Source organism: Microcystis sp. 0824 (assembly GCF_003112475.1).
In the GTDB taxonomy this organism is placed as follows: domain Bacteria; phylum Cyanobacteriota; class Cyanobacteriia; order Cyanobacteriales; family Microcystaceae; genus Microcystis; species Microcystis aeruginosa_C.
Window position 1 is genome coordinate 90115 of the sequence record NZ_BDSM01000003.1, and the last position, 15866, is coordinate 105980.

A 15866-nucleotide genomic window follows, 5' to 3' on the forward strand; every position below is an offset into this window, starting at 1 on the left:
ACAAGGAATATTGCAAATTGTTAACCGAGTCTTGAAAGCCTTATGCTACAAAGGTTTGAAATGTTAAGAAAGATGTGACTAAAGGACAGATCAAGGGGGGCAGGGGGGATCGAACCTAAAATTCATTTTTAATTTAATTATAACCAGCTACTTAACTCGGTTTTAAATTAAGGAAATTTATTGGGGGAGAATTGTCCCAATTGGGACAGGAGGAAAATTAATAATACACCTTTAGATAGATGTATTAAACGGGATTTTTTGTCTTTCTAAAACCTGCGTTTGTCCCGGGGTTGCACGGGTTATCTTTTTATAGGAAAAAAAGGAAGTTACTGTAGGGGTGAATTGCATTCGCTCCCTTTTTTCCGTTTTCTTCTGTTTTCTTACGTCAGGGAATTAATTCTTCTGCAACTCTAGTTTTGACGGTCAAAACCATGAAGTTTTATATATTTTTCCTCTCTTGATTAAAATTTTCTAATCACTGGGGAGATTTTTAAAAAGTAGAGCTTATTTATCTGTCCAACTTTGACCAAAAAGCTTGGGTATATTTGTCCATTTTTGGGTAATTATGTTTAAGAAAAACTGCCATAAACTGGACAAAAAATGTAGAAATAACTGCCAAAAAAATCTCCAAAAGCTACTTGATTTTCTTGAAAAATTTCGCTATAGTTCTGTCAGGTCAAACAAAAAGGTATCAGCGTGATTAACGCTTTTTTAACTTCTTTTAATGGCTAAGTACAGACAATTAACGATGGATAATTCAGTTATGATGACAACCAACAAATTAACCAAAATTCTTTCCGGTGTAGCGTTGCTCGGCATCGCCTCCGCTATCGCCGCTCCCGCTCAAGCTGTTACTCTTGCTTGGCAAGGGAAAACCTCCAGTTTCTTAAATGATGTTAAACCCGGTAGCAACGATACTTTCTCGGTCACTTTCAGCCCTAGCACAAACAATCCTAGCCCGGACAATATCGCCTTCATCACGACCGCCACTGGCGTATTCAACCCTGAATTCAACCCCGCTCCCCAAAAATACAAAACGACGACAACAGCCACAGGAAACTTTGCATACAGTGCGAACCAAATGGGTTTAGCTACTGGTCAATTCAGATATGAACTTACCTCCAACCTAGCCTTCTCTTTCCCCGTTACCAATGAAGGTAGCGGAGCGTCGGTGACTTGGGCGACTGGAACCACTTTCATAGGTTTTTTTGAGACCAAAAACTATGTAAAGTTTGACGTAGAGGATCCCTCCTTGCCAACTGTTACTGGGATATCACCAGCCGATGCTATTCTATTTGACAGACTTCACTTCTACGACCGTTTTAATAGTGGTGGTAATGGTTTTGGTAATAGTCGCTATGACGCATTAATCCGAACTACTACTACTCCTGACGTTCCCGAACCGGGTACTATCCTCGGACTTCTCACCGTTGGTGGTTTAGGATTGGTTTCCAGCTTGAAGAAACAAAAATAACAGTTACCAATGTCTTGCACACATTGATAACTGTGACGTTGAACAAGAACAGCTAAAGGTTAGCTCCCCGTCTGGGTTTCTGGCTTTTAGCTTTCCCTTTAGTATTAATTCTAAGGCAAGTCTTGACCTGATTTTTGCTTTTAATCAAGGGGTCGTTAGAGGGTTTTGGGGTTTTCTAGCAATTCTCGCGCCTAAAAACTGGACATCAGACTAAATCCAGTTATTAAAGACTGATTATTTATTCCTCCCCTTGCCTTTTGCCTAAAACCCATAACTTTTGTACTTCAGCAGACTGAAAAACGCTATATATAACTCGGTTTTAAATTAAAGAAATTTATTGGGGGAGAATTGTCCCAATTGGGACAGTAGGATAATTAATAATACTCCTTTAGATAGAGGTATTAAACAGGATTTTTTGTATTTTTAAAACCTGAGTTTGTCCTGGGGTCGCACGGATTATATTTTTATAGGATCAAAAGGACGTTAATGTATTGCCATCAAACTCTAGCTTTGACTGTCAAAACTATTCCTTTTTATATAAGCTGTACTGCATTAGAACTGCCCATTAAAAAATTTAGTACAAACGCTCAGAGCTTTTCTCAGCGTCTCTGTTACTCCCTGTCTTCATTTATTACACCCCTCTTGATTAAAATTTCTAATAACTGGAGATAGTTTCAAAAGCTAGAGCTTATTTATCTGTCCAACTTTCACCAAAAATCTTGGGTATATTTGTTAACTTTTGGGTAGTTATGTTTAAAAAAAACTCCTATAAATTGTACGAAAAAATAGATAAATCTTGCCGAAAAATTTTTCTAAAACACTTGACTTTTTTTGAAAATTTTCGCTATAGTTCTCTCAAGTCAAATAAAAAGTTATCAGCAAGCTTAACCCTTGCCTAACTTCTTTTGATGGCTATAGGACACACAATTAACGCTGGATAATTCAGTTATGATGACAACCAACAAATTAACCAAAACCTTTGCTTCTGGCTCTCTAGCCATTGGGGTTCTCGCCGGCGCGGTGCTTACCGCTACCAGTGCGAGTGCCATGACGTTAACTTGGCAGGATTGGACGGGCGGAACTCCTCTTGAAAATGGCGACAAAAAAGTTACGTTCGTCTCGGAAAGTGGCTTTGGGGCCGAGCCGCTGGATACGGTTACTCTGAGCTTGATTGGTGATGAGTATGATTTCATATACAGTGCTCTTCCCGATGCCATTGACAATAATAGCAATTCTGGGTCTTTCACATATACAATCGAGGTCACTGACCCCAACAAGTTTTTAACTGGGGTTGCACTGGATTCAGACGTAACAGCCACTGACTACGGGACTGTAACCAAGACATTTGCTGAGATACCGCTCACCTTAACTTCAACAGGTGGTTCAGCGGATCCTCTTGTTGGTTTTTACCCTATCGCCCCCACCCAACTGTTGACCGTCACAGATACCCTTGCTCCTAACTCCGGTGAAACTCTATACACCTTGAGCAATGCTTACAAACAAACTCCCGAACCGGGTACTATCCTCGGACTTCTGGCTGTGGGTGGTTTAGGAATGGTTTCCCGCTTGAAGAAACAAAAATAACAGTTACCAATGTCTTGCACACATTGATAACTGTGACGTTGAACAAGAACAGCTAAAGGTTAGCTCCCCCTCTGGGTTTCTAGCTTTTAGCTTTCCCTTAAGTATTGATTTTAACGCAGGTCTTGACCTGATTTTTGTTTTTTTAATCAAGGGGTCGTTTGCTCCCCCCTGCCCCCCTTAATAAGGGGGGTGCCGATAGGCGGGGGCATCCCCCATCCCCCTTATTAAGGGGATTTAGGGGCCAAATCTTCATCTTTCCAGAAAATTAGAGTATAGATATTTTTTTCCTTTTTCCTTTTTTCTTTTAACTTTATCCCTTAAATCATCGCCCATGTTCTCTATCTACATCCTTACCCATAACGAAGAAATCGATATCGCCGCCTGTATTGAATCGGCACAACTATCTGATGATATTATTGTGGTGGATTCCTTTAGTAACGATCGCACTGTGGAGATTGCCCAACGTTATCCCGTCCGGGTTATCCAACACACTTTTGAAAGTCACGGAGAACAACGCACCTGGATGTTACGTTCTATTCTCACTAAACACGAATGGGTGTATATTTTAGAGGCTGATGAACGGATGACCCCGCAGTTATTCCGAGAATGTTTACAGGCAATAAAATCCCCGGATAATGTGGGTTATTACGCGGCCGAAAGAGTGATGTTTATGGGGAGATGGATTCGTCACAGTACCCAGTATCCCCGCTATCAATTGCGTTTATTGAAAAAAGGACAGGTCTGGTTTTCCGATTATGGTCACACGGAAAGAGAAGTTTGTCTAGGAGCAACCGGTTTTCTGCAAGAAACCTATCCCCATTACACCTGTAGTAAAGGTTTAAGTCGCTGGATAGAAAAACACAATCGTTATTCTAGCGATGAAGCAAAAGAAACTCTCTCTCAATTGGAAAATGGTGCGGTGAAATGGTGGGATTTATTCTTTGGTGACAACGAAGTGGCCAGAAGACGCGCTTTAAAAGATTTATCCCTGCGTTTACCCTGTCGTCCCCTCTTGCGTTGGTTGTATATGTACTTTGTTTTAGGGGGAATCCGCGATGGAAAAGCCGGTTTTGCTTGGTGTACTTTACAGGCTTTTTATGAGTATTTAATTCTTTTGAAAGCTGAAGAAATCAAAACCGAGAATTTTACCGTTAATGATCAGATTATCATTGAATCGGAACCAGTGATCGAGGTGACATCCGATTGTTGTTAATTAACTGGTCGGACAGAAATTTTCTTGTCTATCTTAAGAAATGTAAACTTTCCTCACTCACCGTTGATGTAATTCTCTGCGGCCATTTAGGGGCATTCCTCAAGGCTATATAATTAAGCTTTGGGCAATTTGTCCCACCATAATTCTTGACCGCGAAAAACTGATGTCCTCTTTACTCTCCGCTATTCCCCTCGACGCGATCGCTTATAATTCCCAGGGTTTAGTACCAGCGATCGCTCAAGACTATCTTGATGCTACAGTGTTAATGATGGCCTGGATGAATCGGGAATCCCTCGAAAAAACCCTCACCACCGGGGAAGCGTGGTATTGGAGTCGTTCTCGTCAAGAATTATGGCACAAAGGAGCCACCTCGGGCCATATCCAAAAGGTGCGTCAAATTCGCTACGATTGCGATAGTGATGCTATCCTACTGACTATTGAGCAAATCGGTGATATCGCCTGTCATACCGGCGAAAGAAGCTGTTTTCACCAAGTAAATTGGCAAAAATCACCGCCAGCGGCCGACACCCTCTCGGAATTGTTTAAGGTAATTTGCGATCGCAGAGACGATCCTCATCCGGAATCCTACACCTGTAAACTTTTGGCCGGGGGAGATAACAAAATTCTCAAGAAAATCGGCGAAGAATCGGCAGAAGTGGTCATGGCCTGCAAAGATAATGATGGCGATGCTATTGCCTCAGAAGTGGCCGATCTTTTTTATCATACCCTCGTCGCCCTCGCCTATCATCAAGTCCCCCTGCGAGATGTCTATAAAAAACTACAAGACCGGCGCCGGTAATCAGTTATCAGTTATCAGTTATCAGTTTTAAGTGTTAAGTGTTAAGTGTTAAGTTTCCGATTCCTGAATACCGTCTCCTGACTCCTGAATACTGTCTCCTGAATACTGTCTCCTGAATACTGTCTCCTGAATTCCGACTCCTGACTCCTGAATTCCGACTCCTGACTCCTGACTCCTGAATACTGTCTCCTGATTCCTACTTTATATTTGTGGTTTACGACTTAGTAATTATTGGTGCCACTCCTGCGGGGATAGAAGCGGCTTTGTTGGCTGTTCACCTCAAAAAAAGGGTGGCTTTAGTGCAACAGCCTTCTAGGGACAATTTAGAGGCATCTGAGGACGTTTTTAGCAAGGGGTACAGCCAAATTATCCATCTCTATAAACTGCTTAATCATTGGCAAGAAACGGCTATTTATCCCCAATGGCAACGGTTGCGGCAATGGTTAGAGGAAGTGGATAAAACTATTAATAAATATCATTCTTTGGCAAGATTAGCCACGGAAGGAATAGATGTGATCCCGGGTGGGGGGGAATTTGTCCGGCTGCCCCATTTGGGATTCGTGGTTAACGGTCGGCAATTGTTGGCTAAACACTATCTTATCGCCCCAGGTTTTTATCCACAAGTACCGAAAATTTTCGGCTTAGATGAAGTTAATTATTTTACCGCTCAAACCCTTTGGCAAGAGCCAAATTTAGATAAGTTGGGACAACATTTAGGGATTATTGGCAACAGCAGCATGGCTGTGAGTTTAGCGCAAATTCTCCGACGTTTGGGGAAAGAAATTAGCTTAATTATCGAGGATAGTTATCTACTGCCGGATATTGATCGGGAAATTTCCCATTTAGTTACTGCCATTTTAGAAGCGGAAGGAATTAAGATTTTACCCGGTTATTTTCCTAGTCAAGTGAAAGCGATCGAGGGTCAAAAATGGCTACAATTAGGCAATCGTGTTATCCAAGTTGATGATCTGATTTTTGCTGGTAATTATCAAGTGGATGAACAGGGATTAAATTTGGCTGGGGTGGGAGTTAAACTAGAGCAAGGACTAATCAGGGTTAATCAGCAATTACAAACCGATAATTCCCGCATTTATGCCCTAAATTTGCTCAGAAATAATTATCCCGATCCTACTTTAAATCACCGGGCTGCTTTTGGGTTAGTCAAGCATCTGCTCACGGGAGAAAAATTTAACTTTAATCCCAATCAAATTCCCTCATTTATTGCTTTTGATCCGGCTATTGCTTGGGTGGGTTTAACTGGAAAAGCGGCCCAGGAGAGCTATGGTAAGGAGGTAAAGATGATCAACTATCCCATCAAAAATATGGTCTCACAGCAAATCTGGGGAGAAACCACGGGATTTTGTCAGTTAATCTACCGACAAGATGGTAAAATACTGGGAGCGCAAATAGTCGGTAATCAAGCAGCAGAAATGATCGGTATAATCAGTTTAGCTTTACAAGAAAATTTAACCATACAATCCCTCAATAAAAATATTTATACCTGGGGAAGTATGGGAGAGATTATCGGAGAAATGACGCAATTAATCCCCCAGAAAAAATCTTGGTTAACTTGGCTAAAAAAATTATTCAGATAATTAGATTGATAAAGAAGATTAAATTATGAAACCGAAATTTATTGTCTTTGAAGGTATTGACGGATCGGGAACAAGTACCCAAGCAAAACTACTACAAGAATATTTTTTTAAGCGAGGGGAAAAAGCGGTTTTAAGTCCAGAACCTTCCGAGGGAGTTATCGGTCGTTTGATTCGAGAAATAATGCAAACTAATCTTATTTCTATCCAAGATCAAAATCAATTTGACCGACAAATGGCTTATCTGTTTGCAGCTGATCGCCATTATCACTTATATAATGATCACGATGGCGTTTTTAAACTTATTCAGCAAGAACAAACCCACGTTATCACTACGCGTTATTATTTTTCTTCCCTAGCCTACAATGGCAATAATCCCGAAGAATTGGCTTTTATTCGGCAGTTAAATCAGCATTTTCCCAATCCCGATTTAGTCATTTATATCGATGTTCTTCCCGATATTTCTCTGGCAAGAATTAAAAACCGAGCCATCACAGAAGTGTACGAAAAACAAGAAAAGTTAATGAAAGTTCGTCAGATGTTTCTCCAGATATTTAAAGAATATAAAGATGATTGTTTACAACTGGATGGCAGTGATACAATAGAACAACTTCACCAAAATATTATTAATTATCTTGAACGATTAATTTAAATCCATGCTCAGTATAGAAACCACCCCTAAATTCATCTACCAACCCCACTATAAACCTAATCAATTAATCTGCGGTCACGGCCAAACGGCAATTATCACGGGATGGACAGTAAAACAGTCCCTTGCTAAACATTTAAATCCCGACCAATACGCAGTAATTGGCAATCTTTATAGTCCCACCAGAGGAATTAATCCCCTGCTGAGAAACTTAATAGCAAATCCCCACGTTAGATATTTAGTTATTCTCAACGCTACCAAGGAAGATAAAAACTCCGGTAGCTGTCAATGTTTACTAGACTTTTTTAGTCAAGGATTTCAGTTAGGAAAAAGTGACACAGGTAGAGAATGTTGGTTAATTAATTCTCCTATCACGGGATATATTGACAAAGAAATTGACCGAGAAACCCTCGAAAAATTACGTCAATTGATTCAATATCAACCAGTTAAATCCATCCAAGAAGCGATTGAAACTGTCAAAAATTATGCAGAACAATCTCCCTTACCAACTTGGGGAGAACCCTTAATCTTTCCTCTCTTAGAAAATCTTCCTTCTCTCCTACCCGGGACAAGATACGGTCATCGTATTGAAGGAAAAACTATTGCCGAAACTTGGGTAAAAATTCTCCAAAAGATTAAAACCACCGGCACAATTAGACCCACAGGATATGATGGTAAATGGCAAGAATTAATTGACCTAATGGCCGTTGTCACCGATGAACCCCCAGACTTTTATTTTCCCGAACCTAATTATTTGCCTATAGATAGAGCTTTTCTCACCGAATATATCGGACAAATTCTCGATGATTCCCCTATACACCAAGGAGTTAAATACACCTACGGTCAAAGATTGCGCTCTTGGTTTGGCCGAGACCAAATTGCACAGGTTATCAATAAATTAATCTCAGAAATTGATGCCGCTAGTGCAGTCATGTCCCTCTGGGATGTAAAAGACCACGAAAAGGGAGGTAGTCCCTGTTTAAATCATATTTGGGTGCGAGTGGTGGAAAATGAATTATCTCTCACCGCAATATTTAGAAGTAATGATATGTTTGCCGCTTGGCCGGCAAATGCCATGGGATTGCGTGCTTTACAGCAACATATTAGAGATGAGATTAGCAAGCGCTCCGACTACAATTTATCCATGGGTCCATTGATTACTATCAGTCAATCGGCCCATATATACGATGATACTTGGGAGAATGTCGAACGATTAATCGCCACCCAGTACGATAAAATTGTCAATCAGCGCGATTTCTTTGACCCTAGTGGTAACTTTTTGATTTCTGTGGAAAAAGAACAAATTCTTGTCCAACAAACTACCCCCGGCAGCGGGGAAGTTGTCGCTTGTTATCAAAGCAAAAATCCCCTGAAATTAATCCGCGAGATTGCCGCTACCAATCCCGCAATTATTCCCGAACATATCGGTTATCTGGGAATCGAGTTACAAAAGGCATACAATTGTCTCAAAAATAATCAGCTTTATATTCAAGACCAGTAGGAATTGGGAATTATGAATTATAAATTATGAATTATGAATTGGGAATTGGGAAGTATTTTCAGTGAACAGTGAACAGTAAACAGTAATCAGTGGGGTGCATCTCAATAATATTATTGTAGGGGCGAATTGCATTCGCCCTCTTTTAATAACTTCTGCTGCTCACCATAAGTGAGAGAAAATCACAAATACAAGATGCACCTAATCAGTGAACTGAAAACTCAAATCTGATAACTGATAACTGATAACTGATTACTGATTACTGATTACTGATTACTGGTCCTTGTTTGCCGAACCAGCACCGCGATATTTGAGAGATGAGGAGCGAATTGGGTTAGCCACCGTGGGATTATTGGTGATTTTAACCTCCGCACCGCGATATTTACCCCCTCGCTCCTTGACAGGAGCCTCGGCGACTGTTGGCTCGATATAGGTGGCCCCACGATACTTTTTCTCGCCGGCGGTTTCCGGAGTAGGGACGGGGACATTCTTCTGCTCTTCTCGTCCTTGCCATAAAAAGGTGACGACAATCACAACTGTTAAGAGAATTAATAGCTGAATCTGCCAAGGAGCTAAAACCAGACTCAACACTAAACTAATTACCGTGGCAGCACTGGCGAGATAAGCGATCTCATCGCTGGACTTCTGCCAGAAATAGGCAGCCAAGGCAGCGGTGAACAGTGGCAACAAAAACAAATAGGACATTCTGGGTACACCTTGTCACGCTAGTGAACCAATCTCCCTATATATTACCTCCCTAGCTTCGATCGGCGAAAAATATTAAATCAGCTTATAGCTCATATAAGTTTTATTTTGTCAATCCTTCTTTACAATTCGTAAAAATATTGTTACATTTATTTACATGAACTAAAAGTTAAAGCAAAACAGCCAAGACAGCAAGCCAGTTCAAATTGTCTCGAGGAGTATCAGACAGCTTATGATTCGTTTGGCTCCAGACAATGGCGAAAAACTTGGCCTACTAGCTTAAAAAAGTTTTCGGGGTTTGGGTTTACCCCATTGACAGATTTGCTTGAGTTCTCCTACATAACTTAGCGCTACCTCGGCTGGACACCGGGGTTTTTTATTTAGTTACAACGTTTTCGACTAAGTCAAACGTAGATAAATTATTGCTATCTAACAATTAATTGAGATTACCTACTTAATTAAAAATTAACTTCATTTTGATGCACGGAATCCAAATAAAACTTGATTACATCTTCTGATGTACCCTGACATTGCAACTGGCCTTTATTCAGCCAAATTGCTTGGTCACAGGACTCTTGAATTAAAGTCAAATCGTGGGAAACTACTAAAATAGTAGCGTTAGAATTCCAGAATTTTTTTAAACGTCGTTTACACTTATTTTTAAAACTTTCATCCCCAACGGAAAGGACTTCATCAAGAATAAGAATATCGGGGTGAACCTCTGTGGCGATCGCAAATCCTAAACGAGCCACCATCCCGGAAGAAAGAGATTTCACCGGCGCTCCCATATATTCTTCTAACTCAGCAAAGTCAAGAATATCTTTGGTTTTTTCCTTCATTTCCTGACGAGAAAATCCCAGCATTACCCCATAGAGAATAATATTATCTTTTACTGGTAAATCTGGATCAAAACCTGCTCCTAATTCAATTAGAGAGGCAATTTGTCCCCTGACTCTCACCTGTCCTTTTGTCGGTTCCAGAATACCACAAATGACTTTTAGGAGAGTAGATTTTCCCGCGCCATTAGCTCCAATGATACCTAATTTTGCTCCAGAATTAATGACTAAATCTATATCATCTAGAACTAATTTTTTGGCAGGTTGACGATATTTACCTTCAAGAATAGAGAAGATTGTCCTTTTTAGATCGTAGGAAAATTCTTCTTGAGTACGTCTTTCGAGAGACACTTGATCGAGTCGAATTACTTCTGTCATTTATAATAAATCCATAAATAAATGTCGCCAGAGTCGGAAGCAAGTCCAACCAATTCCTAAGATGATAATCCCCCCAAGTAGAGATTGAAAAATCAAACCAAAATCTGGTAATCCGGGGGAAAGGGACAATTGGCGAATACTTTCAATTACTGGTAATAATGGGTTTAATAGCAGGAATGGTTTTACGGAAGGAGGAATAATTTCTGGAGGATAGAAAATCGGGCTGCTAATCCAAGCGACAAAACAAACAATTTCGTAAAAATAGGGTAAGTCTCTGAAGAAAACGTAGAGGGTACTGACAAAAAAACCCACTCCCGTGCAAACCAGAGAAAGACCGATCACAGGAAAAATCAGAGCAATTACATTAATTAAACTTTGAGACTTCCAGAGAGTTACTATAGCCAAAAGGGGAAAGATACTAATAGCAAATTGAAAAATATTTGCCACTACCATGGAAACGGGAAAAATGCTAACTGGCAGACGAATTTTATTTAAAATACTGCCATTACCAACGATACTAGGTAAGGCTTGGTTAGTGGAAGCATTAAAGAAATTTATTACTACTAAACCAGTGAAAGCCGCTAGGACATAGTTAACTATAGAATTATCAAAATAAGAGGCGAAAACCGTGCCGAAAATTGCCGTGTATAGTGCCGTCATAATCACGGGATTTAACAAAGACCAGTAAACCCCCAGAAAAGAACCCCGATAGCGTCCCTTGAGATTACGTTCCACTAAAACACTAAGCAATTCGTAATATCGCCGCGCTGTTGACCATCTAGTTTTTGCTTGGAGATCGGTCATAGGGATAATTGTCATCTCTTCAGTATTCAGTGCTTTATTCTAAACGATTAACGTCAATTTTGTCTATCGATCGAGGGGGGACTCTAGTTTTTATCCAGTCCCCGACGACTCTCCCTCTCGGGAAAAAGTTCCCCCACTAGGCCATTTATCCGGCTCAAAAAGCTTAAAAAACGCTAAAAGCCTCTTTTTTTAGGGTTGAATTCGGTTTTTAGGGACAGCCTCAGCTAATTGACCTAGACTCTAGCAGGTTTGCCAATAAAATAGACACCAGATAAAAGTCAAGAAATGCCGATTTAAACAGAGCTAATCTCAGAAAAACTGGAGTCAAAAACCGATAACTGAACAACTTCCTAACAGCTAAGTAGGTAGGTGTTAAAAGTTGTCAGACACCCCCCTTATCAAGGGGTGATTAAGGGGTGATTAAGGGGGGATCAAGGGGGGATTAAGGGGGGATTTATCTTCAATTTAATTATAACTACTTACTTAAACCAAGAATTTAATCTAATTGATGTCCTGTGAGTTCCACAAAGATATCTTCGAGGTTGGAAGGGCGACACATTACTCCAGTTTTATCGCTCAAAGTGTCGAGATAGGCATTGGCATCAGCGACGGTGGGGAAGAATTTATAATCAATTTTATCGCCAACTTGTTTGATAACTAAACCCTCACCATACTTAGCACGAAAATCCGTTAGAGTTCCTAATTCGATTAATTTGCCCGCATCCATAATGCCAATTCTGCCCGGTTTTCCTGCGGCGTTATCCTGACAGAGAAATTCCACTTCTTCCATGTAGTGAGTGGTTAACAAAATTGTCATTCCTTGCCGGTTTAAATCCCGAATTACTTCCCACAAACGACGACGATTTTGGGGATCTAAACCGACTGTCGGTTCATCGAGAAAGAGAATTTTTGGTTCGTGAAGAAGAGCGCGAGCAATCTGTAAACGTCGTTTCATCCCTCCAGAAAGAGTTTTGGCAAGGGCAGATTTTCGATCGCTTAAACTGACATAATCTAAATAGCGCTCGATTAATTCCTGTCTCTGGGGATTGGGGATATGGTGCATCCGGCCGTGAAATTCCATATTTTCCCAGACGGTTAATTCCCCATCAACGCTAATCTGTTGCAAGACTACCCCAATATTTCTTTTCACCTGATCGCGGTATTTTTTGACATTATACCCCGCCACTTCGATTTCTCCTTGACTTGCTTCGGTTAGGGTGATAATCATGCGGATTGTCGTCGATTTTCCCGCACCGTTGGGACCGAGTAAACCAAAGATTTCCCCTTTTTCGATGGCAAAGGAAAGCTCGTTAACTACTGGCAGATTGTTATAGATTTTAGAAACGCGATCGAGAGCAATAGCGGCGGTCATAGTTACAAAAGTTAATATTCTAGCTATGGATTAGTGTAACCGAATTAGCCCAACTCGACGGCGATTTTATCCTTCCCTCTCAAGGTACTCCTATCGACTTTGGTTTGACATCTTCACAATCAGATTAGAATACGGATAAAAAATCTTGACTTTGCCGGTATCCGATGGGAGTTTTTCTGCCAATTCTGTGTTTATGTCTAGGAATAGGGGAATTTTTCCTCAATCCCCCCATTAGTCTCGGTAATTCCCCCCCCGCAACCACGGTAATCCGAACGGAAACCCGTTTGCTGCTAAATTTAAAAAAAAGACGAGTTTTTGTTTACCAAGGACAGAAAATAATTGCTTCTTACCCTGTGGCGATCGGTCGTCCGGGTTGGGAAACCCCAACGGGACAATTTAGGGTGATTCAGATGGTGCGGGAACCAGTCTGGGAACATCCTTTCACCGGGCAACTGGTGCCATCGGGAAAAAACAACCCTTTAGGGGCGCGTTGGATTGGATTTTGGACCGATGGCGCGAATTTTATCGGTTTTCACGGTACACCCCAAGAAAATCTCATCGGCCGGGCCGTCTCCCACGGTTGCGTTAGGATGCGCGATCGAGATATAAAGGCTTTATTTGAAAAGGTACAAATCGGCACTTCAGTGATAGTAATCGCTCAATAGAAACAATGGCACAAAATGTCACATTTACGAACACTTTACCCCCATGATGTCGAGAGAGCCGTCTTAACCAGTAATTTAGATAGCCAACAGTTTAAAATGAGAGAAACTGAGCCAAGAGGATAATCGGTGAATATTATTGAACTAATCGGGATCGTGGCGGGAATATTAACCACTGTATCTTTTTTACCCCAAGTGATTAAAACTTGGCGTTATCGTTCGGCTAAGGACTTATCCCTAACTATGTTTATTTGCTTTTGTCTGGGGGTTTTTCTTTGGCTCATATACGGCCTTTATATGAACAGTAAACCGATTATTATCGCTAATTTTGTTACTTTTATCTTAGCGGGGACAATTCTCTATTTTAAGATTAAATATGATTAAAATAACTGACAATCCCTTGCGGCCCTATTGGCTCACGTCATGACAATTCTACAATTTATTGGGCCATCTAGGGGCGCGGATAGGATTTTTAGGTTAATTTATTGTTAAGATAATCATCTTTGACCATTGAGACCAAATTTGGGGTCAAGAAACATGAGCAATCGCATCGAGTGGATTAATGCCCTATCAACCCGTCCCTCCCTAGAAGCGGCGGTGACGGAGGTAGTAGAAAAAGTGCAAGATAAGTTAGTTGGATCGGCAGATCTAGCCATAATTTTTATTTCTTCTGCCTATGCCAGCGACTATCCCCGTTTAGTTCCCTTAATCTTGGATAAACTCCCCGTTCCTGTGCTGATCGGCTGCGGTGGGGCGGGGATTGTCGGCATGGGTGAGAGGGAAAAAGCGCGAGAAATCGAAGCGAGTCCGGCTTTAAGTCTCACCGTCGCCCATTTGCCCAATGTGGAAGTGCAGCCCTTCTATATCGAAGCGGCGGAAATGCCCGATCTCGACAGTTCCCCCTCTAGTTGGACAGAATTATTAGGGGTAGAAGCGGCCAAAAATCCCCAATTTATCCTTTTAGCCGATCCTTTTTCCAGTCGCATCAATGATCTGTTAGAGGGTTTGGATTTTGCCTACCCCGGTTCGGCCAAAATCGGCGGTTTAGTCAGTGGTGGCATGATCGAACGTTCTGGGGGTCTATTCTACCACGATCAACAAAAACCGCGTAATACCTATCTCTATCGTCAGGGAACCGTAGGAATCGCCCTTTCTGGCAATATTATCGTCGAAACTATCGTCGCCCAGGGTTGTCGTCCCATCGGACCGATTTATCAGGTGAGTGAGGGAGAACGCAATATTATCATCTCCATGACCGGTAAAGGGGCCGATGGTACTCCGCAACCACCTTTAAACCTACTGCGGGATTTAATCCCCTCCTTAAGCGAAAAAGACCGAGAATTGTCGCAACACTCCCTTTTTATCGGTATTGCTAGGGATGAGTTTAAAATGCAGTTGCGGGCCGGGGATTTCTTAATTCGCAATGTTTTGGGAGTAGATCCTCGCCAAGGTGCGATCGCAATTGGCGATCGAGTGCGTCCGGGGCAGCGGGTACAATTTCACCTGCGCGATGCCGACACTTCCGCCCTAGATTTAGAATTACTTTTGCAAGCTTTTCCCCGAGACAAACCTAATAGCTCAGAGGTACTAGGTGCTTTAATCTTTTCCTGTCTCGGTCGCGGGGAAAATCTCTACGAAAAACCGGACTTTGATTCGGGTCTTTTTCAGCGTTATTTCGCCAATGTTCCCCTTGCCGGTTTCTTTTGCAATGGAGAAATCGGGCCGGTGGCTGGGCGCACTTTTTTACACGGTTATACCTCGGCTTTTGCCCTCTTTCGTCAGGGAATTTAATGTTATACTAAATAGTTAGTACTCTAGGGAGTAGAACGATGGTAAAAGCCCAATCTTTCTCTGAGTCGGAGATTATCTATCCCGATAGTGACGGTAAACCGATGGCCGATCATACCAAACAGTTTCGCTGGATCGTGAAGATCAAGGAAAATCTCGAATGTTTATTCGCAGAGAATGACCATGTGTTTATCGCCGGCGATCTGTTGTGGTATCCCGTCGAGGGGGATAATAAAACTTGTCAAGCACCGGATGCTATGGTGGTGTTTGGCAGACCCAAGGGCGATCGAGGTTCCTATAAGCAATGGTTAGAAAACCAGATTGCGCCGCAGGTGGTCTTTGAAATTCTCTCTCCGGGCAACACCAAAGCGGAAATGCGCCGAAAATGGCAATTTTATCAGCGTTTTGGCGTAGAAGAATATTATCTCTACGATCCCGATGCTAATTATCTACAGGGTTGGTGGCGAAGGGGTGATCAATTGGAGTTGACATCCTCGCCGCACTTTTAGGGC

The 15866-nt window shown here is 41.6% G+C and carries 14 protein-coding genes and 1 pseudogene; 11 read left to right on the plus strand and 4 right to left on the minus strand.

Features of this window, described 5'->3' with window-relative positions:
- The first annotated feature begins 763 nt into the window (after positions 1 to 763).
- The 7 genes from N0824_RS21160 to N0824_RS01045 all read left to right on the plus strand — a co-directional run bounded on the left by N0824_RS21160 (position 764) and on the right by N0824_RS01045 (position 8812).
- Positions 764 to 1474, plus strand: coding sequence for a PEP-CTERM sorting domain-containing protein (locus tag N0824_RS21160; RefSeq protein ID WP_233256327.1), 711 nt, complete (start codon positions 764 to 766; stop codon positions 1472 to 1474).
- Positions 1475 to 2422: 948 nt separating this feature from the next.
- Entirely contained in the window at positions 2423 to 3058 is a 636-nt protein-coding gene (locus N0824_RS01020; protein ID WP_108935365.1) for a PEP-CTERM sorting domain-containing protein, read from the plus strand.
- Between the two features lie 331 nt (positions 3059 to 3389).
- A complete protein-coding gene (locus tag N0824_RS01025; RefSeq protein ID WP_108935366.1) occupies positions 3390 to 4271 on the plus strand; it encodes a glycosyltransferase family 2 protein in 882 nt (293 codons plus the stop codon).
- Between the two features lie 163 nt (positions 4272 to 4434).
- Entirely contained in the window at positions 4435 to 5070 is a 636-nt protein-coding gene (gene hisIE / locus N0824_RS01030) for a bifunctional phosphoribosyl-AMP cyclohydrolase/phosphoribosyl-ATP diphosphatase HisIE (RefSeq protein ID WP_002804335.1), read from the plus strand.
- A gap of 209 nt (positions 5071 to 5279) precedes the next feature.
- Positions 5280 to 6665: an NAD(P)/FAD-dependent oxidoreductase gene (locus N0824_RS01035; RefSeq protein WP_108935367.1), complete on the plus strand. Its 1386-nt coding sequence runs from the start codon at positions 5280 to 5282 to the stop codon at positions 6663 to 6665.
- Positions 6666 to 6690: 25 nt separating this feature from the next.
- On the plus strand, positions 6691 to 7314 hold the full coding sequence (tmk, locus tag N0824_RS01040; RefSeq protein WP_108935368.1) for a dTMP kinase: 624 nt from the start codon (positions 6691 to 6693) through the stop codon (positions 7312 to 7314).
- A 4-nt stretch (positions 7315 to 7318) separates the two neighbouring features.
- Positions 7319 to 8812: a thymidylate synthase gene (locus N0824_RS01045; protein ID WP_108935369.1), complete on the plus strand. Its 1494-nt coding sequence runs from the start codon at positions 7319 to 7321 to the stop codon at positions 8810 to 8812.
- A gap of 270 nt (positions 8813 to 9082) precedes the next feature.
- On the opposite strand, the gene N0824_RS01050 is transcribed toward N0824_RS01045, so the two are convergent.
- The 4 genes from N0824_RS01050 to N0824_RS01065 all read right to left on the minus strand — a co-directional run bounded on the left by N0824_RS01050 (position 9083) and on the right by N0824_RS01065 (position 12904).
- A complete protein-coding gene (locus tag N0824_RS01050; RefSeq protein WP_108935370.1) occupies positions 9083 to 9514 on the minus strand; it encodes a DUF4278 domain-containing protein in 432 nt (143 codons plus the stop codon).
- A gap of 458 nt (positions 9515 to 9972) precedes the next feature.
- Positions 9973 to 10728 carry an ABC transporter ATP-binding protein gene (locus tag N0824_RS01055; RefSeq protein WP_002771944.1) on the minus strand — a complete coding sequence of 252 codons (756 nt, stop codon included), beginning with the start codon at positions 10726 to 10728 and terminating at the stop codon, positions 9973 to 9975.
- On the minus strand, positions 10729 to 11532 hold the full coding sequence (locus N0824_RS01060; RefSeq protein WP_199224870.1) for an ABC transporter permease: 804 nt from the start codon (positions 11530 to 11532) through the stop codon (positions 10729 to 10731).
- Between the two features lie 496 nt (positions 11533 to 12028).
- A complete protein-coding gene (locus N0824_RS01065; protein WP_108935372.1) occupies positions 12029 to 12904 on the minus strand; it encodes an ABC transporter ATP-binding protein in 876 nt (291 codons plus the stop codon).
- A gap of 164 nt (positions 12905 to 13068) precedes the next feature.
- Between N0824_RS01065 and N0824_RS01070 the strand changes: the two genes are divergently transcribed.
- The 4 genes and pseudogenes from N0824_RS01070 to N0824_RS01085 form a co-directional block, all read left to right on the plus strand.
- Positions 13069 to 13569, plus strand: a complete 501-nt coding sequence (locus N0824_RS01070; protein ID WP_046661983.1) for a L,D-transpeptidase — start codon at positions 13069 to 13071, stop codon at positions 13567 to 13569.
- A 126-nt stretch (positions 13570 to 13695) separates the two neighbouring features.
- Positions 13696 to 13950: a SemiSWEET transporter gene (locus tag N0824_RS01075; RefSeq protein ID WP_002739519.1), complete on the plus strand. Its 255-nt coding sequence runs from the start codon at positions 13696 to 13698 to the stop codon at positions 13948 to 13950.
- Positions 13951 to 14103: 153 nt separating this feature from the next.
- A complete protein-coding gene (locus N0824_RS01080) occupies positions 14104 to 15357 on the plus strand; it encodes an FIST N-terminal domain-containing protein (protein WP_108935373.1) in 1254 nt (417 codons plus the stop codon).
- Between the two features lie 38 nt (positions 15358 to 15395).
- A pseudogene (locus N0824_RS01085) lies at positions 15396 to 15842 on the plus strand (Uma2 family endonuclease); the annotation flags it as partial.
- Positions 15843 to 15866 lie beyond the last annotated feature (24 nt).

Bases quoted from the DNA above. Each gene is read 5' to 3' on its own strand.
- N0824_RS01060 (WP_199224870.1), bottom strand. From the start codon at position 11,532: ATGACCGATCTCCAAGCAAAAACTAGATGGTCAACAGCGCGGCGATAT.
- N0824_RS01070 (WP_046661983.1), top strand. From the start codon at position 13,069: ATGGGAGTTTTTCTGCCAATTCTGTGTTTATGTCTAGGAATAGGGGAA.
- N0824_RS01065 (WP_108935372.1), bottom strand. From the start codon at position 12,904: ATGACCGCCGCTATTGCTCTCGATCGCGTTTCTAAAATCTATAACAAT.
- N0824_RS01025 (WP_108935366.1), top strand. From the start codon at position 3,390: ATGTTCTCTATCTACATCCTTACCCATAACGAAGAAATCGATATCGCC.
- hisIE (WP_002804335.1), top strand. From the start codon at position 4,435: ATGTCCTCTTTACTCTCCGCTATTCCCCTCGACGCGATCGCTTATAAT.
- N0824_RS01020 (WP_108935365.1), top strand. From the start codon at position 2,423: ATGATGACAACCAACAAATTAACCAAAACCTTTGCTTCTGGCTCTCTA.
- N0824_RS01080 (WP_108935373.1), top strand. From the start codon at position 14,104: ATGAGCAATCGCATCGAGTGGATTAATGCCCTATCAACCCGTCCCTCC.
- N0824_RS01050 (WP_108935370.1), bottom strand. From the start codon at position 9,514: ATGTCCTATTTGTTTTTGTTGCCACTGTTCACCGCTGCCTTGGCTGCC.
- N0824_RS01045 (WP_108935369.1), top strand. From the start codon at position 7,319: ATGCTCAGTATAGAAACCACCCCTAAATTCATCTACCAACCCCACTAT.
- tmk (WP_108935368.1), top strand. From the start codon at position 6,691: ATGAAACCGAAATTTATTGTCTTTGAAGGTATTGACGGATCGGGAACA.
- N0824_RS21160 (WP_233256327.1), top strand. From the start codon at position 764: ATGATGACAACCAACAAATTAACCAAAATTCTTTCCGGTGTAGCGTTG.
- N0824_RS01055 (WP_002771944.1), bottom strand. From the start codon at position 10,728: ATGACAGAAGTAATTCGACTCGATCAAGTGTCTCTCGAAAGACGTACT.